16 protein-coding genes and 1 tRNA gene are annotated in these 19,052 nt (G+C 42.9%); 6 read left to right on the top strand and 11 right to left on the bottom strand.

What is annotated here, in order from left to right:
* The first annotated feature begins 77 nt into the window (after positions 1-77).
* The 5 genes from H0247_RS11225 (at position 78) to H0247_RS11205 (ending at position 6,119) form a co-directional block, all read left to right on the top strand.
* A complete protein-coding gene (locus H0247_RS11225; protein WP_180742605.1) occupies positions 78-2,111 on the top strand; it encodes a choline transporter in 2,034 nt (677 codons plus the stop codon).
* A gap of 212 nt (positions 2,112-2,323) precedes the next feature.
* Complete coding sequence (locus tag H0247_RS11220) at positions 2,324-2,962, top strand: RpiB/LacA/LacB family sugar-phosphate isomerase (RefSeq protein ID WP_180742604.1); 639 nt, start codon at positions 2,324-2,326, stop codon at positions 2,960-2,962.
* A 219-nt stretch (positions 2,963-3,181) separates the two neighbouring features.
* A tRNA-Ser gene (locus tag H0247_RS11215) sits at positions 3,182-3,271 on the top strand.
* A gap of 350 nt (positions 3,272-3,621) precedes the next feature.
* Positions 3,622-4,272: an HAD hydrolase-like protein gene (locus tag H0247_RS11210; protein WP_180742603.1), complete on the top strand. Its 651-nt coding sequence runs from the start codon at positions 3,622-3,624 to the stop codon at positions 4,270-4,272.
* A 266-nt stretch (positions 4,273-4,538) separates the two neighbouring features.
* Positions 4,539-6,119, top strand: a complete 1,581-nt coding sequence (locus H0247_RS11205) for a methyl-accepting chemotaxis protein (RefSeq protein WP_180742602.1) — start codon at positions 4,539-4,541, stop codon at positions 6,117-6,119.
* A gap of 97 nt (positions 6,120-6,216) precedes the next feature.
* Here H0247_RS11205 and phoH read toward each other — a convergent pair whose 3' ends face one another.
* The 5 genes from phoH to H0247_RS11180 all read right to left on the bottom strand — a co-directional run bounded on the left by phoH (position 6,217) and on the right by H0247_RS11180 (position 11,439).
* On the bottom strand, positions 6,217-7,005 hold the full coding sequence (phoH, locus tag H0247_RS11200) for a phosphate starvation-inducible protein PhoH (RefSeq protein ID WP_180742601.1): 789 nt from the start codon (positions 7,003-7,005) through the stop codon (positions 6,217-6,219).
* 530 nt (positions 7,006-7,535) lie between these two features.
* Positions 7,536-8,051, bottom strand: a complete 516-nt coding sequence (gene fliZ / locus H0247_RS11195) for a flagella biosynthesis regulatory protein FliZ (RefSeq protein WP_180742600.1) — start codon at positions 8,049-8,051, stop codon at positions 7,536-7,538.
* Between the two features lie 201 nt (positions 8,052-8,252).
* Entirely contained in the window at positions 8,253-8,975 is a 723-nt protein-coding gene (locus H0247_RS11190) for an RNA polymerase sigma factor FliA (RefSeq protein ID WP_015840766.1), read from the bottom strand.
* 214 nt (positions 8,976-9,189) lie between these two features.
* The gene (locus H0247_RS11185) at positions 9,190-9,957 is read right to left on the bottom strand and encodes an HNH endonuclease signature motif containing protein (RefSeq protein WP_180742599.1); all 768 of its coding nucleotides are present in this window, start codon (positions 9,955-9,957) and stop codon (positions 9,190-9,192) included.
* Between the two features lie 27 nt (positions 9,958-9,984).
* Positions 9,985-11,439, bottom strand: coding sequence for a flagellin (locus H0247_RS11180; RefSeq protein ID WP_180742598.1), 1,455 nt, complete (start codon positions 11,437-11,439; stop codon positions 9,985-9,987).
* A 414-nt stretch (positions 11,440-11,853) separates the two neighbouring features.
* Between H0247_RS11180 and H0247_RS11175 the strand changes: the two genes are divergently transcribed.
* The gene (locus H0247_RS11175; protein ID WP_370463327.1) at positions 11,854-12,897 is read left to right on the top strand and encodes a glycosyltransferase; all 1,044 of its coding nucleotides are present in this window, start codon (positions 11,854-11,856) and stop codon (positions 12,895-12,897) included.
* Between the two features lie 69 nt (positions 12,898-12,966).
* Here H0247_RS11175 and H0247_RS11170 read toward each other — a convergent pair whose 3' ends face one another.
* From H0247_RS11170 to H0247_RS11145, 6 genes are all read right to left on the bottom strand, one after another.
* Positions 12,967-13,809 carry a WcbI family polysaccharide biosynthesis putative acetyltransferase gene (locus tag H0247_RS11170; RefSeq protein ID WP_039498598.1) on the bottom strand — a complete coding sequence of 281 codons (843 nt, stop codon included), beginning with the start codon at positions 13,807-13,809 and terminating at the stop codon, positions 12,967-12,969.
* Between the two features lie 366 nt (positions 13,810-14,175).
* Positions 14,176-15,378 carry an acyl-CoA reductase gene (locus tag H0247_RS11165; protein ID WP_180742791.1) on the bottom strand — a complete coding sequence of 401 codons (1,203 nt, stop codon included), beginning with the start codon at positions 15,376-15,378 and terminating at the stop codon, positions 14,176-14,178.
* Complete coding sequence (locus H0247_RS11160; RefSeq protein WP_039498602.1) at positions 15,368-16,444, bottom strand: acyl-protein synthetase; 1,077 nt, start codon at positions 16,442-16,444, stop codon at positions 15,368-15,370. The genes H0247_RS11165 and H0247_RS11160 overlap by 11 nt, the downstream gene beginning before the upstream one ends.
* Positions 16,431-17,843 (bottom strand): AMP-binding protein, encoded by a 1,413-nt coding sequence (locus H0247_RS11155; protein ID WP_180742596.1) that lies wholly within the window; start codon positions 17,841-17,843, stop codon positions 16,431-16,433. Before H0247_RS11155 ends, H0247_RS11160 begins: the two co-directional genes overlap by 14 nt.
* Positions 17,844-17,886: 43 nt before the next feature.
* Positions 17,887-18,630 (bottom strand): SDR family NAD(P)-dependent oxidoreductase, encoded by a 744-nt coding sequence (locus H0247_RS11150; RefSeq protein WP_180742595.1) that lies wholly within the window; start codon positions 18,628-18,630, stop codon positions 17,887-17,889.
* Between the two features lie 164 nt (positions 18,631-18,794).
* Complete coding sequence (locus H0247_RS11145) at positions 18,795-19,031, bottom strand: hypothetical protein (protein WP_039498605.1); 237 nt, start codon at positions 19,029-19,031, stop codon at positions 18,795-18,797.
* Between the last annotated feature and the right edge of the window lie 21 nt (positions 19,032-19,052).

The raw sequence follows: 19,052 nt of genomic DNA, 5'->3' as shown, positions 1-19,052 counted from the left end.
CCATTCTTGGTATGCGCTAAGCACGCTTCGTGGAGAGAGCAATCAGAGTATCTATTCACGTAACGCAAGGGATAACCATGCCAGCATCAGAAACGACCACCCAACAGGATCGCCTGAATCCTGTCGTGTTTTACACATCAGCGGGGCTCATCTTGACCTTCTCGCTGATGACCATGTTGTTTAACAAAGAGGCGAACACCTGGATTACCCGCGTGCTTAACTGGGTTTCTGCCACCTTCGGTTGGTACTATCTGCTCGCCGCCACGCTCTACATCGTTTTCGTCATCTTTGTTGCCTCATCTCGCTTTGGCTCGATCAAGCTCGGGCCAGAACAATCGAAACCTGAATTTAGCCTGATGAGTTGGGCCGCAATGCTGTTTGCGGCAGGGATCGGTATCGATTTAATGTTCTTTTCCGTCGCAGAACCCATTACGCAATATATGATGCCGCCGGAAGGACAAGGTCAAACGATGGAGGCGGCACGGCAAGCGATGGTCTGGACGCTGTTTCACTACGGATTAACCGGTTGGTCAATGTACGCGCTGATGGGTATTGCACTCGGCTACTTCAGCTACCGGTATAATTTGCCGCTGACGATTCGCTCTGCCCTGTATCCTATCTTTGGTAACCGTATTAATGGCCCGATTGGCCATAGTGTTGATATCGCCGCCGTCCTCGGCACTATCTTCGGTATCGCCACCACTCTGGGCATCGGCGTCGTTCAGTTGAACTATGGGCTGAAAGTGCTCTTTCAGATCCCCGAGAATCTCACGGTTCAGGCATCTCTTATTCTGCTTTCCGTGGTCATGGCGACCATTTCCGTAACGTCTGGGGTGAATCGCGGCATTCGCGTTCTCGCCGAGCTTAACGTCCTGCTTGCATTGGGTTTAATTCTCTTTTTGCTCTTCTGGGGCGATACCGAGTTTCTGTTAAACGCACTGGTGCTGAATGTCGGGGACTACATCAATCGTTTTACAGGCATGACGCTCAATAGCTTTGCGTTCGAGCGCCCAACCGAGTGGATGAATAGCTGGACGCTGTTCTTCTGGGCATGGTGGGTGGCGTGGGCACCGTTTGTCGGTCTATTCTTGGCACGAATTTCACGCGGCAGAACCATTCGACAGTTCGTTGTCGGCACGCTGATCATTCCGTTTGTCTTTACCCTGCTGTGGCTCTCCATTTTCGGCAACAGCGCGCTTTATCAGGTCATCCACGGTAATCTGGACTTTGCCAATGAAGTTATGCAGTACCCAGAGCGTGGCTTCTATAGCCTGCTGGCTCAGTATCCTGGTTTCAGCCTGAGCGCCTCTGTCGCGACCATTACCGGCCTGCTGTTTTATGTCACCTCTGCTGACTCCGGTTCATTGGTACTGGGTAACTTTACTTCTCGCCTTAGCGACATCAACAATGATGCACCAAACTGGCTGCGGATTTTCTGGTCGGTCGCGATTGGCCTGCTGACGCTAGGTATGCTGATGACAAATGGCGTGTCCGCTTTACAGAGCACTACCGTCATCATGGGATTACCGTTTAGCTTTGTGATGTTCTTTATTATGGCTGGGTTATATAAATCACTACGCGTGGAGGATTACCGTAAAGCCAGTTCCTTACAAACCTCAGCGCCGATGCCAATTTCAGGCGACGATCGTTTGAACTGGAAACAACGTCTCTCACGTGTCATGCATTTCCCTGGCACAACGCATACACAGAAAATGCTGGATGACGTCTGTAAAACCGCCATGGAGGATGTCGCACGTGAACTGCGCCTTCGCGGCGCCAATGTTGAAGTCAACGAATTACCGCCTGTCGAAGATGAACGTCTGAATCACCTCGAACTATTGGTGGATTTGGGTGATGAACAGAATTTCCTTTATCAAATCTGGCCACAGCGCTATAGCGTCCCTGCCTTTACCTACCGCGCCCGCTCGGGGAAATCAGATTATTACCGCCTTGAGACTTTCCTGCTGGAAGGAAGTCAAGGGAATGACCTGATGGACTACAGTAAAGAACAGGTGATTAACGACATTCTGGATCAGTACGAGCGCCACCTGAATTTTCTTCATCTTAATCGAGAAGCGCCCGGCAATACGCTAACCTTCCCAGATACATAATTCCCTATGGCGCTGAAATACAGCGCCATTTTTCAATGTGTTATGTCTTTATTGTCCCTTTTCCGTTCATTGTGTTTTTCCTGAATCTATGGGCTATGCCGCATTCTTTGCTTCCACGATTTGCGCTTTATTTTTGAAACGGTATACTGCACACATCAAATTGAAATACAGTTTTAAAAAATGTATTTGTCCGTCACAGAAAAGGAACGAACATGAAAATTGCACTGATTAACGAGAACAGCCAGGCTGCCAAAAACGCCATCATCGCCGAGTCGCTGACCAAAGCGGTTGCACCGTTGGGCCACACTGTACACAACTACGGTCAATATGCCGTTGAAGATGCCGCACAGCTGACCTACATCCAGAACGGTATTCTGGCTGCTATCCTGCTGAACTCTGGCGCTGCTGATTTCGTTGTGACCGGTTGCGGTACGGGCCAAGGCGCCATGCTGGCTTGTAACTCTTTCCCTGGCGTAATCTGTGGTCTGGTTGTTGACCCATCTGATGCTTACCTGTTCTCTCAGATCAACAACGGTAACGCCGTATCCGTTCCTTATGCTAAAGGCTTTGGCTGGGGCGCTGAGCTGAATCTGGAAAACCTGTTTACCCAGTTGTTCAAAGAAGAAGGCGGCCGTGGCTATCCGAGCGATCGCGTTGTTCCTCAACAGCGTAACAAGAAAATCCTGGATGCTGTAAAAGAAGTGACCTACAACGATCTGATCTCTATTCTGAAAGGTCTTGATCAGGATCTGGTTAAAGGTGCCATTGCTGGCCCTAAATTCCAGGAATACTTCTTTGCTAACAGCAAAGACGAAGCACTGACCAGCTACATCAAAACACTGCTGGCGTAATTGTCCATTCGCTGACAAATAAACCACAGGCCGTTGCGGTCTGTGGTTTTTTTACGCCATTCCCCACCCTATTTTGCCTACATTTTAACGACGCCGTTACGCGAACTATCCGTTACCGTTCAATGCTTAGCCAGACGCATCGTTCATGCTAAATACTGCTTGACCGGAGCTAAGCGACTCCCTATAGTAGCGCCCCGTTGCCCCTTGTAGGCAACCCCCGGTGAGGTGTCCGAGAGGCTGAAGGAGCACGCCTGGAAAGTGTGTATACGTGAAAACGTATCAAGGGTTCGAATCCCTTCCTCACCGCCATATAAAAGAAAACGCCCTTGACGTAAGTCAGGGGCGTTTTCTTTTATGATACTGGAACGGATGAGAAGCCTTGACAGGATTGGCGTTTTGGGCGGTCAAGGGTGGCCCAATTTCTATGGCATACTCATACCCGCAATGATTTAAAGTAACTCACAACACTTTCGACATTAAACGCTTCTACAACAGTTAAACACCCATCTTGCTGAAGAAGAAAACACAAATCCAACACAAGCATTACGGGCAACAGCGAGTAAATAAAGCTAAGACAGCTTATAAACGGTGAGACACCGTAGGCTAAATATATTAAGCTGAGAAATAGCGAATAACTGTTGTGCTAAAAAGGTGTCGTGATGAATATCATTTTTGATTTGGACGGAACAATCATTGACTCATTACCTGGTATACGTTCGAGCCTAGTTTACGCCATGCGCCAGCAAGGACATGTTATAGATGAGTTTATTGACATATCAATGTTAATTGGCCCACCGATGAACACTGTTGTTAGCTCACTACTCACGCCTTATAACGATGATAGAGTAATAGAGACGGTTAATATATATCGAGAACATTATTCCATGCATGGCGTCTATCAAGCCACACTCTATGACGGAATAAAAATGGCTCTTGGCGAATTAAAAGATAAAAATCATCGGTTATTTATCGCCACATCAAAACGACAACGATTTGCGGAAATAATATTAACCAATTTAAAACTCCGATCATTATTCACTGATGTTATTGGAACACAAGAAGATGGCAGTCTGGATGATAAGAGTCTTCTTTTGTCAGCATTGATTCACAAGCATAATCTGAATATAAAAAATACCATCATGATTGGGGATAGAAAGGATGACATTATCAGCGCGCATAAAAATGGTGTATTTTCCATCGGAGTGCTATGGGGATATGGTTCATCAGAGGAACTGTCTCTACATAACGCAGGCATAAAGTGTCGTTCCCCGTTACAGTTAAATGATGTGATTGAAAAATCACCCCTTTGATAATTAGCTTGATAATCACTTCCGAAAAACATGAGCATCATCACACTCTGCATATTTTCACTCACCCTCGCGGAATACTTTGAATGCCAAGCTGAATGCATACACGCCCCCTCTAAACGTATTAGAAATAGAAAATAAAAACCACGTCATGAAAAAAATTTACCGCCTTCATCAAGATTAAGGTTGGCTTAATGTTATCTGGTTAAAAATAACAACACAGCCTTTCCATGCTATATCATAAATATTTACCGATGGGGGATATTGCTATGACAATCGTAAAAAAACTGGCTTTAGCTATGAGCATTTTTGCTCTGGCATTAGTCTGTGTCGGTGGATTTGGTCTAAACGCGCTCAGTTTATCAAAAGATCGATTTGAATACGTGATGACGAATACATTGCCTAGCATAGACAAACTTAATACCGCTAACCGGGCTATCAATGATGCACGAGCATATCTACTACAATTTCTGCTGACTTCAGACCTGCAACAGAAAAAGGAAAAGAAACAAGAAATAGTCACGGCATTAGATGAAACAGAAAAAAACATTAATGACTACCTGAAGAATGATATTTCAGATGATCACGACCTCAGTATGTCGAAACAGAATATTGAAGCCTTCAACAATTATAAAAATGCGGTTATGGCTACCATTGCTGAAAACACATCCAGTGATTCTTCAGTAAAATTAACAATTACTCAAATAGAGAAAACGTTGTTCCAAGGATTTAATGAGCAATATCAATACAATTTCACTTTAGCAAAAAAACTTCAGACGGATAACGCCGATAATTTCAATCTGACTATCTTTATGCTAAGTGGACTCATCATTGGTGCATTGGTGCTGGCTGGTACCTTATCGCTGATGATCTTGCGCTATGTGCGGGCAAGTCTACATAATCTGCGGCAAACGCTGACCACAATTAGTGAAACATTAGATTTAACCCAACAAGCTGATGCTCAGCGTAATGATGAAATAGGCCAGACGGCGCTCGCTTTTAACTCGCTGCTCACACGCTTTGCGGATGTGCTAAGCCGCGTACACGCTTCAAGCGAAAGTGTTGCCATTGCCTCAAACGAAATAGCAGCAGCAAATATTGACCTCTCAGCCAGAACAGAGGAACAAGCATCATCACTTGCTCAAACTGCTGCCAGTATGCATGAGTTGTCATCAACAGTAGAAAGTAACGTTGAAAACATGATGCAAGCCAATCTGCTTGGCAAAAAGGCCAATGATGTTGTCGAGCACGGTAATGATGCTGTTTCACGAATGATTCAAGCCATGGAGGAAATTGCACATGGTTCATCAAAAGTAGCCGAAATTACTAACCTTATCGAAGGCATTGCTTTCCAGACCAATATTCTGGCGCTCAATGCGGCCGTTGAAGCAGCCCGAGCAGGTGAACATGGTCGTGGATTTGCTGTGGTTGCCAGTGAAGTCAGAACGCTTTCACAACGTTCATCTTCTGCGGCGAAAGAGATTAAAACGCTGATAGATAATGCGCAAACTGCCGTTAAAAATGGCTCATCTCAGGCCGGAGAAGTCAGAGACTCCATTATTGATGTTAAAGATGTCATTAAGAATGTATCTGATTTGATCAATGAAGTTTCGCTGGCATCAGAGGAACAAAGCCGCAGTATCGCACAAATTAACATTGCCGTGAACCAGATGGAAGGAGTGACACAGCAGAACGCAGCGATGGTTGAGCAAGCTTCTTCCGCTGCGGACTCTTTAAGTGAACAAGCCGCTACACTGCGCAGTGCAGTCGATGAGTTCAAATTGAATAGCGCAAACAAAAGCCATGCGATCTCTGCACGCCCTTTACAGCTAGCAGCCACCTATAAATAACTGCGGCTCTATTATGTTTCGGTGATTATGTGTCGGTAATAAAATAAGGCCCCGAGCGCAACATCCTCAGGGCCTTTTTATTGATAGAAGATGCGTCTTAGCCATAGGCATGGAGTGTGCGCTGGCACAACGCCGAACGCACACAGTCTTCTTTACCAAAAGAGACTACGCCAATCATATCGTCCTCAACAAAACGATCCAAAGCGTCGCGCAGGCCAGATTTCACCCCAGCAGGCAAGTCACACTGCGTCACATCACCATTGACAATAACCGTGACATTCTGACCCAAACGCGTCAGGAACATTTTCATTTGGTTCACCGTCACGTTTTGCGCCTCATCCAGAATCACAACCGCATTTTCAAACGTCCGCCCGCGCATGTAGGCAAAAGGCGCAATTTCGACTTTGGCGATTTCCGGCCGCAAACAATACTGCATAAAAGAAGCCCCCAGCCGGCGCAGAAGAATGTCGTAAACTGGGCGGAAATAAGGCGCAAACTTCTCCGCAATATCTCCAGGTAAAAAGCCAAGATCCTCGTCGGCCTGTAATACCGGCCGCGTAACAATAATACGCTCAACCTCTTTATGAATTAGTGCCTCCGCCGCTTTCGCCGCGCTCAGATACGTTTTACCGCAGCCAGCTTCACCTGTGGCAAAAATCAACTGTTTGTTTTCTATCGCAGACAAGTAATGTTCCTGGGCAACAGTACGAGCTTGAATAACGGAATTATCGCGATTCTCACGCGCCATTCCGATTGCTTCAATCCCGCCCATCTGAACCAGAGAAGTGACCGATTCTTCCTCACGCTGACGATGGCTACGCGACTCACGACGAATAACGCGTTTTGCTTCACGACGAGCCTTGATCACTGCTTTTTGTCTTCCCATAGTGGCACCTTACCGTTTGTTTCACTTACCGCGCTGATCTACAGCGCGTGACGTTTAACTCACTAACGAGGTTAGGCTTCCTTATTAAGCCAATAGCGGACAGAGAATACGCATGATTCATCCACGAACAGAGTGAAAAACGGGTAGAGTGCTCATGGATAGAAAAAGAAAATATACGGAGAGTTTGGGTAACAAGAGAATGGCGCAGTGTTGAAAATAAGTGGGAGGAAAATCCCTCGCATCGGCGAGTCAGCGTCGTAGAATCTTGGCATCGACTACAAAGTCCAAAAAAGGACATTACCATTCGCGTTCCTCACTGTGACAACGACTATTCCACTGAATAATGATTGATCGCATCGTAGAACTACTGCTAACCATTGTCTAAAAATTAGTACCGAATGATTTCAGTAGTATGACAGTGCAATAATTTGCTCTCACAATGCAAGCGTTTTTACACTGTCATAACATTTACATATCACTATCGCCCCATGGTTTGACAATGTCAGCCTGAGAACGACGCATGATGTACGTCAGAAATGCCGTTGCCAGTCCAGATATTGATCGTATTTTCGTAAGGCACTGCGGTAAATATTTTGCTCAATATCGGGAAGGTAATCACACACGCGCTGCTGTACCCCATCGCGGTGCCGGGAAAAGGTTTCTGCGGGATAGTTATTGGCAGCCAGCAGTTCGTCCAACCGCCGCAGACGAATGACATACTCGCGCATCGTGCTATGGCGAACTTCAGTCTGCTCGATCAGATACTGTGTGAAAGCTTTAATATCGAAATAGCTAGCAGTCGTATTGCATAATATTTCGCTACAAAAGCGGCAAAGTGGGATTAATTCCTGTTGCAGACCAGACCATATTTCGTCATCAATAAGCCTGTCGATACTGCCAATCGATTTTTTATTGATAAGCTGATTGCGAAATACCAGTGAAACGCGGTCGAGCGCTTTATCACACTGGGAACAGTTGGTCTGTCTGTGTTTGAAGTCTTTCAGATAACGGCTTAGCAGCTGTTTCTTCCGAATTGATGGGTGCATGAATCCATTCCATGACGATATATAACTCCAATGTGAAACAATAGCACCTTCATTACGCCAGAAATGTTGGAGTGCTAAAAACAGGTAGCATTAACCATTTAAATACTGGTGAAAAACGCTCATCAATATTCAAACGTTGTCATGATCCCGTGCTTCAGAGACTGAAGATATATTTGATAACAATATTCCTACGCAGCGCAATTAAACATCGTTCATTAATTTCACGCGCAGGCGCTTTATCGCCTGGCTATGCAACTGACTGACTCTCGACTCCCCGACTTCGAGAACGGCACCGATCTCTTTCAGGTTCAACTCTTCCTGATAGTAAAGCGTCAATACCAATTTCTCACGCTCTGGCAGGCTTTCAATCGCGTCCATTACACGATGGCGCAAATTGCCTTCCATCAGTTGATGCAACGGGTTCGCATCTTCATTGCCTTCCAGTAGAGCCTCTGCGCTGTCGCCATGTTCTTCACGCCATTCATCGTAAGAAAAAAGCTGACTGTTGTTCGTATCCAGCAATATCTGACGATAATCCTCAAGCGTGATATTCAGGGCCTGCGCAACCTCCTGCTCCGTTGGAGTACGACCGAGCTGTTGTTCAGCCTGCTGCATTGCTTGTGCCACTTCCCGCGCATTACGCCGTACACTGCGTGGAGCCCAATCACGACTGCGTAATTCATCCAACATCGAACCGCGGATGCGTTGAACGGCATAGGTCGTAAACGCCGTGCCTTGCAACGAATCATAGCGCTCGACGGCACTGAGCAAACCGATACCGCCAGCCTGTAGCAGATCGTCAAGCTCAACGCTCGCGGGGAGACGAACCTGTAAACGCAAGGCTTCATGGCGCACTAGCGGAACATAGCGCTTCCAGAGGGAATTCTTATCCATTGTGCCTTCGGCGGTATACAAATCGCTCACAGTGACAAATACCTACGATGATAATGTTATCGACACTATTATGCTTTTAGGTAGGGTAGCCAATCGTCTGAATAGGGACGTAAAACGTAGGTTATTTGGGATACGATATGATCCATAGGGTTGCTGACATTCCGTGTTACCCCCCACCTTTTCGATAAGAAAAAGCATAAATATCTTTATATTTCATATAATAACAATAACCCATCACATAACTTTAACCATGGTGTGCATGGCGATGGCAGTTAGGGCAAATCGCGATCGTATTCTCAAGGGTATCCTCTCCCCCTTCCGACAAAAAAATTCGATGATGCACTTCCAGATAAGGTTTTCCATCGCTCTTGCGCGTGAACGGGGCTTTTTGTTTGCAGATTTCACATATCCCTTTTGCCCGATGAAGCCTTTCTGCAACGATATCTGGATTTCGATGATAGACTTTTGTTTTCTTGACGCTAAAAGAAGGTACTGATTGTTTTCTTCCTGCTATTCTTTCCTGGCGAGCCGCTGATGAATCATTCATGGCGCGTATAACTTGCTGATTAAACTCGACCCTTGCGATTTCAACTTCATCAATGGTATCGCTGTTTTTTAGACGATTAGCAGGCATGGTGATTTTATTAATTTTATTCCCTTGCGGAATAGAGCACCCTGATAGATATTTTGTTATTGGCTGATTAACAATCTCAGTAAATTTTTTAAATTCATCAACAGTAATAACCACCCCACCACGTTCATTTCTTTCAAGTTGTTGCATCACCCCAGAAAACAACTCATAACAATCAGACTGCTCAACTTTTTTCAGTAATAGAACGATGAGGTCTCCTTCTTTTATTCGTCCTTCTTTGACTTTCCAATATCCCGTTTTATTCTCAGCTAACAGTGTACGATTCTGTTGATCCAGTCTTGGCGTTCCATATACCAAGTAAGCATTTTCGCAATACTGATAGATAGGTAAATTAAATAACTCGTTAAAAGACCTTTCCATTGATCATCCTAAAATATATTAAATCGATTATCGTTGTAGCAACATCAACATCGTCTGAGGGACTTGGTTCGCTTGTACTAACATTGATGAAGATGCTTGCTGGAGAATTTGCTGTTTTGTCATCAGAGACACTTCCTGAGCATAATCCGCATCCAAAATGCGTGAACGTGCATTACTTGTAGCAATAGAAACGTCAGACATACTAGCGCGAATAGACTCAAAGCGATTGATTTGGCTCCCATACTCACTGCGATAGCCATTTATTTTTTCTAGTGCATGATCAAATGAATCAATGGCTTTACGCGCCTCCTCAAAAGGGTCTAACGCTGTATTTTTCAACCCCAGAGATTCACTATCAGAAGGTGTCGGATTAATCGTCACTGCTTCCACACCTTCGCCATAATTAGCACTAACTACAATATCGGTCGGCGTACTGACAGGGGGCAGAGGCGGAGGTGGTAACTGTGTTGGGTTAGGCAACACATCCCAGGTAGCAACCCCCGTAAATGATCCTTTTCCAATAACCATAACAATCAAATCTTCTGTCGTTTCATCGATATGGATGCGTTCATTACGTTCAGCACCATTGACACCATCGTTAAACTTCCCGTTGCTGTCATCTTCATAGCGATCGCCATCACCACTGTAAGTAATAGTCATACCATTATAAGAAGCAGTGGCGCTGCCATTCAAATTAAAACTTACTCCGCCTTGCGCAAGGTCACTGTCAGAGTAATTTGCGGAGGATAAAAAAGCATTATCTTCCGTTAGTACACGCAGTTTAGCCGATGCAGCATCGGTTATTCCATTTTGTTGCCAGACAATATCCGCATCAGCTCCGATTAATGGCGTTCCAACTAAATGTTTTCCATCTCGACTAAATATCTGAATATCATCATCCGCACCCAATGAATCAATAGTAATTGTTAAATTTTTAGCACCCACAGGGATATAGGCTAATGAAACAATGCCAGAGGGAAAAGAACGGCTTGCGCCGCTTACTGGAAATTTTTCCGCCAGCGGCGGCGTACTCCCTAAATTAATAGGTAATTCACGCTGTGTTGAGGGCGCTAACGGATATTTTCCAAATGCCGTAGTTGAAAATGCAATACGATCAATTTCCGCACGCACCTGCTGAAATTCCCCATTCAGGCTCGCTCGATCGATGCTAGACAGCGTTTCATTTGCCGCCTGAACGGCTAATTCTCTTGCTCGCTGTACAAGGTTATTGACCTCACCCAATCCCCCTTCTGCAATCTGCATCAGACTGACACCGTCATTCACGCCGCGTGCCACAACATCATTGGCATTTAAATTCGCCAGCATCCGGTTAGCAATCGCCTGCCCAGCTGCATCATCCTTAGCACTATTGACTCGTAATCCGGAAGAAAGACGCTCAATACTTTGAGAAAGTGCTGATGCCGAATGAGAACTTTTGTTTTGTACTGTCAGAGATAGCATATTGGTATTAATCGAGGTCATGATATACCTTTTTATTATTTGACAAATCGAAAATGAAAAAACGCCCAATCTAGGCCATAAATTTTACTTAAGACAGAATACAAAATATCATTATAAATGAATATCATTTTCTTCATAGAGAAAAATATTTAATGATAGCAAGATAATAGTAACATATGTGAAGCATAATTGATAAAATTGAGATATAAAAAATTCCGGATACGGTTATGCTGGGAAAGAAAATAAATCACAAATAAAAATACTGTATTCCCCATATTTAAAATAGCGCGTGGCACTATTAATCATTTTCTATATTATTAATTTTCATGATAAGTGGTACAATAGAAATCTCGGATTGATGCAATCAAGATTTTGATATATCATTTTGCAATGTCCACGAATTAAAAAATATGGCACACAATGATATCAGTCTGCATGATCGTGAAAAACGAAGCTTTGCACTTAGGCAACTCACTGAAAGCAATAGAAAAATATTTTGATGACATTGTTGTCGTTGACACTGGCTCAACCGATGACTCCAAAGATATTGCCAAAAAATTTACTGATAAAGTTTATGACTTTGAATGGATATCAGATTTTTCTGCCGCACGAAATTACTCACTGCAATTTGCCAAATATGATTGGGTGTTAGTTATTGATGCTGATGAAGTAATCAATCAATTTGATGCAACATTACTTTTGAATCTCATCAACGAGCACCCGACACAGGTCGGAACAGTAGAGATCGCCAGTATTACTAATGATGAAAATTCGGGAGAAATAGATCTAATTCAAGAGCGCATAAGCCGAATATTCAACAAAAAGTATTATGAGTTTTTGGGTATTATCCACGAACAAATTTGTAAAAAAAATACAGGAGAAGTACCAGAAGGACGTTTTGATACCCCACTATCGTTCATACATAATGGTTACACAAAAGAAATTATAGAAAGCAAAAATAAGATCACTCGCAATATTACATTACTCCAACATGCCATCGATAAAAAAAGTGATGATGCTTATCTGCATTATCAATTAGGAAAAAGTTATTATCTGGGGAAGGATTATGAGCGGGCGGCACAAAGTTTTGAAACATCACTACATCTACAAAAAGGTATGCTTCAGGATTACAATAAAGTCCTAATTGAATGTTACGGTTATTGTTTAATTAATACCACACAATATGAAAAAGCATTAGACATTTTACAATATGAAGATCTCTGCTACTCCACCGACTTCATGTTTTTAAAAGCATTAATACTCATGAATAATGCTGATTTTCAGAATGCTATCGATGCATTTCAGTTATGCACCAAAATGGGGCCAGGAAGAAAAAAAGGGGTGGGTACATATAAAGCCAATTATAACATAGCTGTTATACTTGAATGCTTTGGCATGAAACCTGAAGCTCTTGATTATTATCAACGATGTGGAGATTATAAACCAGCACTTGAAGGAATAATGAGGATTAAATCGTGATTTTTTATAAAAGATAATGGAATATCTCTACATTACTAAGAATGATATTCCATTAGAATGAGGTGGTATTTAAAAATTCATATATTCATCGTTAAGAAGATTATAGTAATTTGAAATAAGCAATGCTTTAGTCAAATCAGTTCGGCTATACTTATCAAAGAATGAATAATTTATTTTGCAGGCAAGCGACAATCCAGAATCTCTCATCATATAATAACTTTCATCACCGCTACCAAGTCTAGGCGCTCTGTAATTATTCAGCAGCTCTTGGCCATTAAGGTTAAATGCTTCATGAGCACCAAATGTATTAAGATGTATTGACTCAAACAATAAACTTAAATGTTTATTATTCGGATGGCTAATTGTTGAAAAACAGTCTTGATCCTGATATAAAGAAGATAAATAGTAATCAGAGTAATCAAAAACCAGTTTCCCTGATTTATACAATCTCTTATATTTATCGGCATCCTCAATCAGTACAGCATATTTTTTATCTTGGGACAAACTAACATTATGGTATTGAGTGATGGCATCCTGATAATTAAAACCAGAGAGATACAAATGTAGAAATCGATAGTCTACATAAACCATCAGGTCAGGCAGGTCTTTATCAATGTAGGCTAATTGTGGGCTGGAGACTCGAGACTCCATAGTCGGAAGTATTTTTATATCAAAGTATCTTTCCAGTGCGGAGGTAGAAAAACTCCCCCATCGTTCCGAGTGATACTGCATAAAAATAACATCGCAAGACTCTAGTTCATGGTAAAAATTTATAACATCAGTACTTTCTTTTAATTTATAAATTGGTGTATTAAAAATATAGCTATATTCATGACCACTTATATTTCTATTGCCTTTCAGCAATTCACCAATAATTTCGAGTTGACAATTTCCAACTAAAGCGACTCTCATAAATAAAACCTTCCATTATATAACTATAATTTAAACTCGGCTTTGTTGGATGAATCATTTTCGAGGTCAGCAAAGCCTTTTCCTTATATCTCAGACAATGTGAACACTAAATAGCTGCTATGAATGTTTTCATTTAGCTCTTCCCATTTTTTAGATGTCATTTCAAAATGCGTTTTAGAAAAAACCAACTGACATCCAGAATATTTAAAATACTCAGCATTTTCAAAATTCTTCAAATAAAATTTTTTGAAGAAAAAAATCATATTACTATCACAAATAAGACATAGCATAACAGAACCTCTTTTCAAAGAGGATGCATTTATGTCTCAGCTATTTATCGCGTATAATTATATTGTTACCAGTAATTTATATAACTACACATCGAGTCAGCATATAAATAAGATCATAACCATCCCATTGAAGCCCAAAATCCATAGTCTTCCCTATAGGAACAACACGATCTACACCTTCTGGTCGGTATTCTGTCAGAAACGCTTTAATTTTCTTAATATCGACGCCTAATATAGAAAGCGTTTGGCAGCGAGTGTTGTTGCAAACAGGATAAATTTCATCAATTTCACAAGCCAGATACTCCAGGAAATATCCTCCAGATCCAGTATGCGTCATTGTGTCTCCATCTAGTTTATTCAAAAGAACCCGGAACACTAGATTTTGAGAATCAGACGCTTTTTTTACACAGTCTACCGAGGTACTGAGCATACAGAATTGTGTAAACTTCCGCACGGCAACCACAGCTTCTAGCTCATACCTTTTCTGAGAAAATGTGTCTAACTCGCTCCAAAATTGAGTACGTGCCTCTGCTGTTTCTTCTTGTTTGCCCAGCCATATGACTAACTTAGGTGAAGTACAAGCATTTTGATCGGTCAAAAACGTATCATTATAGAAACGTTCAGCAATAGCTTGCTTGTCCTGAATTGACAAATAGCCACAGGCATCGATTAAGGCAAAGGAATAGCGGTTGGCAAAAGCTAGATCCATACAACGAGGCTGTAGCGGAGACTGGCGAATAGTTGCGATCGTCTCATCTCCTCCCCAGATTAAACGGGTCTGACACCATGCCGACAGCATGTCGTTAACTGCCTTTTCACGACCATAACGTACTAGACAGATATAGGGAGAAATAATGCTCTGCTCATACAGCGTAGCATTCAACTCATCACAAATCAGAGACACCTGCGGAAAATCCCGCGATGGAACCCTGACAATATTGGTATTACCGCTTAGTAATCCAGCAATCAGCGAATAGGCAAAATTCACCGCCACATTGGATGGCGCAATGTGAAAAGCCAATCCACGTCCCATTCGTCCCGACAGATCGGGATAGGTCTTCTTCATTTGTAAGACAGAATTTTTACGGCACCAGAAAGCCAAGCTGATGACATCCGGCCAGGCTTTAGCCAGAGGATTGCGAAACAAACGCTTCGAAAAATGGTCCAGAAATGTAACAACATTTTCATCGAACGGTTTAAGAGCCCGCTGATTAACCATTCCCTGCATCAAAGATTTATTTCCGACCAAAAAGGAAATACAGTCAAAATTATGCGGCATAAGTGTCACTGCATCCCCTCAACTCGGCACTTTTTAACCGGCCCAGTACCTTAAAATATTTACCTAAACGGCCACAAGGGCAGTCATCCTCGCCAAGGATAACACCTTGATCTTCGGTAAGAAGCGAATGACCAGGATAGGACTCAGGTATTAAGGAAAGTACCTGGATAATGCCTGAGGTCCCAGGCTGACACACAGAGAAATCACGGTGATCGCGGATAATGACATCAGAGAATACACTAGCGTGCATATGGCCTTCAGAACACTGCATGTAGACACATCCAGTTTGCTCCACCATGCCATAGTAATCATAGACATATGGCAAACCACAGACGTGATGTAACGCTTGCACAAACTCAGTTTGCGACACCGCTTCAGACTGAAGTTTTTTCCAGCCACCGCCATGAATCAGTAGTGCATTAGATAGATCTAACTTCACACCTGTGGCACATAATTGTTTATAGAAGTGTTGCCAAATCATGAAAGTAAAGCCAAACAACAAGATTCTACGCCCTTGATGCTTATCCAAAAACGCACGAATTACTGGAAGGTCCAACTCCATATTTTCATCCAGCGCATAAGCTTTATCTGCACCAAATATTGAAAACCCTAGAATACCCGCTCCCCGAGCTGAAAACATGGTTCGATTCTTCATCAGAGCTGAAGAATCGATGATTAACAGCGGCATGCGTGACGGACCAGTGAAATCGTTCACTATTCGCACCAACGTTTTTTGTTGATTGGTTGCCGTAATTTTATCCAGATAGATTTTGGACACTGCTTGCCCAGTAGTACCAGAAGAGGTCATGGTTTTTACCACCTGATCCGCAGCAATACTCAACAAATCTCGTTCTTTGAATAATGAAACTGGCAGAAAAGGGATTTCTGATATGGTCTGAATAGACTCAATAACAATTTCCTGTGCATCCAAAATGCGTTGATAAGACTCACAGTGAGCATAGTGATGCTGAGTGAGTCCTACAAGACGCTGAAACATTAACGAATTTTTGTCAGTCTGGGCGAGTGAGTAAGGCTGCAGTTTCAAAATGTCATCATAGGGGATCATAGTAAGCTTCCAATTTGGCGTACAAGATCTTCCCCACATTGTTTTGGGGTAACAACGGTAATACTTTCACTCGGAAGGCAGTGTGATTCAACTGCGTTTTCAGAGCAATAAACTGCTTTATCTGTTCAGAGAAAGCGTCGTCAGTAATAAAGATATAAAGTCGATCGTCAGTGCCGCCGCACGCACAGTCCAATGTAGGGAAAGCGCCACGAATCATGAGTTCCACTTCATCAAGCCCAACGCGATTACCAAAAATCTTCAGAAAGCGTTTCTTACGACCAACAACATAGTAATAGCCGTCTTTATCTCGTTTGACCATATCGCCAGTATTTAGGCGTCCGCCGTGTTCATCGCCCTGTTGCAGGTCTGCACCGCATTCAGCATAGCCTAGGGCTACGTTATCACCATAGTAAACCAGTTCGCCTACATAGTTATCGCGTTCGACTGAGTCACCGTTCTCATCAATGATGTCAAAACGTCCACCAGGAATGGGGATCCCCATACTACCGCACTTCTCTAACGCTTTATCAGGAGGCAAATATCCCATGCGGGACGTAGCTTCCGCTGCCCCATACATAACGATAAAATCCCGGCCAGTATCTTGGGCATAACGAGCAAATTCACCATGCAACTCAGGCAATAATTTTCCACCAGCCTGCGTTAACGTTTTCAATGCAGGAAGTTTCATTGTCATGAAACGCAACTTTTTCAGCATTTCATAGGTATAGGGAACGCCAGCGAGTGAACTGGCTTCATACTCTTTAATAAAAGACCAGAATTCTCTCTGCATGATGCTACGCGTCGTCAATAGCAATGTTGCCCCTTTCAGCAAATGGCTATTAATTATCGACATGCCATAAACGTAATTCATTGGCAAATTAAGAACTGGTCGCTCTTGGCTGCTGATACCAAGATACTCAGCAATGCTGCATGCGTTGCTCAAAATATTGCGATAACTTTGGCGAACAAGACGTGGACTGCCCGTTGAACCAGACGTCGACACAAGCAGAGCGAGGTCTGGATGCAACGGGTAATGTTCCAGCCCCGTCGGCACCAATTCGTAATTACCAACGGTAAAAAGCGCATCATGACATGGTCCATGCACGCCGAATGGCCGCCACAGATAACCTGGGCGATAGGTCGTGATAAGTTGGTCACACAGTGCAGGATCGAGATCTTTATCTAGCATTAAGGGGACGATATCATGCGTCAAAAAACTCACATAGCCAATCAGAGAACCCATAGTATTTTCGCAAAAAGAAAATACTAGCGACCTCGCAGGAAGACAGTTCGCCAGTTGCTGCGCAAGGTCCAATAATTCACCATAACGGAGCTCACGCCCATCTTCGTTAACAGCGGCTATCGCTAAAGTGTCATGCTGTGACAGATTAAGAAACATGGAGATGGCTACCATAATAATCTATTAACTGACGAGTCAAGGTTTAATTCACTCCACCATCAATACGAATAACCTGGCCAGTAATGTAGTTCGCGGCGTCAGATGCAAGAAAAACGGCAAGTTCTGCCACTTCATTAGGCTTACCGATTCGTCTAAGGTGTGTCGCATTACGGGTAGACTCTAGAATATGTGGGGGCAACGTATCAAGCATTTCTGTTTCAATAATGCCCGGAGCAATACAGTTTGCCCTTATTCCTATTTCGCCCAATTCCGCAGCAATCGATTTTGTCATCGCAATAACAGCCGCTTTGGACGCGCCATACGCCGATTTACCAGGATTACCATCACTGGCGACGACCGACACTATGTTAATAATACTTCCCTTTTTCTGTCGTGACATCAACTTGGTAATATATTGAGTGAATAAATAAACCGAGAAAAAATTCACCTCGAACTGCCTACGTAACACCTCCTCACTTGTCATCTGAAACAATGTATTAACAATAATGCCTGCATTGTTAATAACTGCATCAATCGGCCGTTTATCACTCATAACGCGTTTAAGTGCCAGTTTCATGGCAGAAAAATCAGTCATGTCAAAGCATATTGGCCAAATATCAACTTGATATTGGTCTGCAACGCGCTGTAATTCAGTTAACCATTCAGGATCCTCTTTGCGAGCATGAGCATAGATGTTAGCGCCGTTAGCAGCAAAAACATCTAACATTGCACGCCCAACGCCCCGACGGGTTCCAGTGATTAATACATTTTTCCCTTGCAATATCATAGTTTGCACTCCAGTCTTTAAAAAAAATTATTGAAAGTGAAAACTACATTAGTTGCAAGCATACCGATAGCGTATTTATCGGTCATATCGCATTTAATACTTTTATGCATATCAGCGTATTCCGTAACTACGAGAAAGACTTCTACAAGAAGCATACCCATGTCTTAAAATTCAATATCGTATTTCTTCAAAATTTCTATCCCTTTCTCATAAGAAGAGAAATCAATGATGTCATCAGTATCTATCATGATATCGAAGGCCTCTTCAATCGCGACGATCATTGTCATATGTCCAACAGAATCCCAAGATGCAGTATCCTGATAAGTGAATCCTAGCAAGACATCCTGAGAGATAGAAAAAATGTCCATGAAGATTTTGTTATATATTTCGAGAGAATTCATTTTTGTTTACCTATTTTAAAT

Source organism: Pectobacterium sp. CFBP8739 (assembly GCF_013449375.1).
Lineage (GTDB): Bacteria > Pseudomonadota > Gammaproteobacteria > Enterobacterales > Enterobacteriaceae > Pectobacterium.
The sequence above is the reverse complement of the archived record's forward strand: the minus strand, read 5'-3'. Positions and strand labels throughout refer to the sequence as shown.

Bases quoted from the DNA above. Each gene is read 5' to 3' on its own strand.
- H0247_RS11225 (WP_180742605.1), top strand. From the start codon at position 78: ATGCCAGCATCAGAAACGACCACCCAACAGGATCGCCTGAATCCTGTC.
- H0247_RS11220 (WP_180742604.1), top strand. From the start codon at position 2,324: ATGAAAATTGCACTGATTAACGAGAACAGCCAGGCTGCCAAAAACGCC.
- H0247_RS11210 (WP_180742603.1), top strand. From the start codon at position 3,622: ATGAATATCATTTTTGATTTGGACGGAACAATCATTGACTCATTACCT.
- H0247_RS11205 (WP_180742602.1), top strand. From the start codon at position 4,539: ATGACAATCGTAAAAAAACTGGCTTTAGCTATGAGCATTTTTGCTCTG.
- phoH (WP_180742601.1), bottom strand. From the start codon at position 7,005: ATGGGAAGACAAAAAGCAGTGATCAAGGCTCGTCGTGAAGCAAAACGC.
- fliZ (WP_180742600.1), bottom strand. From the start codon at position 8,051: ATGCACCCATCAATTCGGAAGAAACAGCTGCTAAGCCGTTATCTGAAA.
- H0247_RS11185 (WP_180742599.1), bottom strand. From the start codon at position 9,957: ATGGAAAGGTCTTTTAACGAGTTATTTAATTTACCTATCTATCAGTAT.
- H0247_RS11180 (WP_180742598.1), bottom strand. From the start codon at position 11,439: ATGACCTCGATTAATACCAATATGCTATCTCTGACAGTACAAAACAAA.
- H0247_RS11175 (WP_370463327.1), top strand. From the start codon at position 11,854: ATGATCGTGAAAAACGAAGCTTTGCACTTAGGCAACTCACTGAAAGCA.
- H0247_RS11170 (WP_039498598.1), bottom strand. From the start codon at position 13,809: ATGAGAGTCGCTTTAGTTGGAAATTGTCAACTCGAAATTATTGGTGAA.
- H0247_RS11165 (WP_180742791.1), bottom strand. From the start codon at position 15,378: ATGCCGCATAATTTTGACTGTATTTCCTTTTTGGTCGGAAATAAATCT.
- H0247_RS11160 (WP_039498602.1), bottom strand. From the start codon at position 16,444: ATGATCCCCTATGATGACATTTTGAAACTGCAGCCTTACTCACTCGCC.
- H0247_RS11155 (WP_180742596.1), bottom strand. From the start codon at position 17,843: ATGTTTCTTAATCTGTCACAGCATGACACTTTAGCGATAGCCGCTGTT.
- H0247_RS11150 (WP_180742595.1), bottom strand. From the start codon at position 18,630: ATGATATTGCAAGGGAAAAATGTATTAATCACTGGAACCCGTCGGGGC.
- H0247_RS11145 (WP_039498605.1), bottom strand. From the start codon at position 19,031: ATGAATTCTCTCGAAATATATAACAAAATCTTCATGGACATTTTTTCT.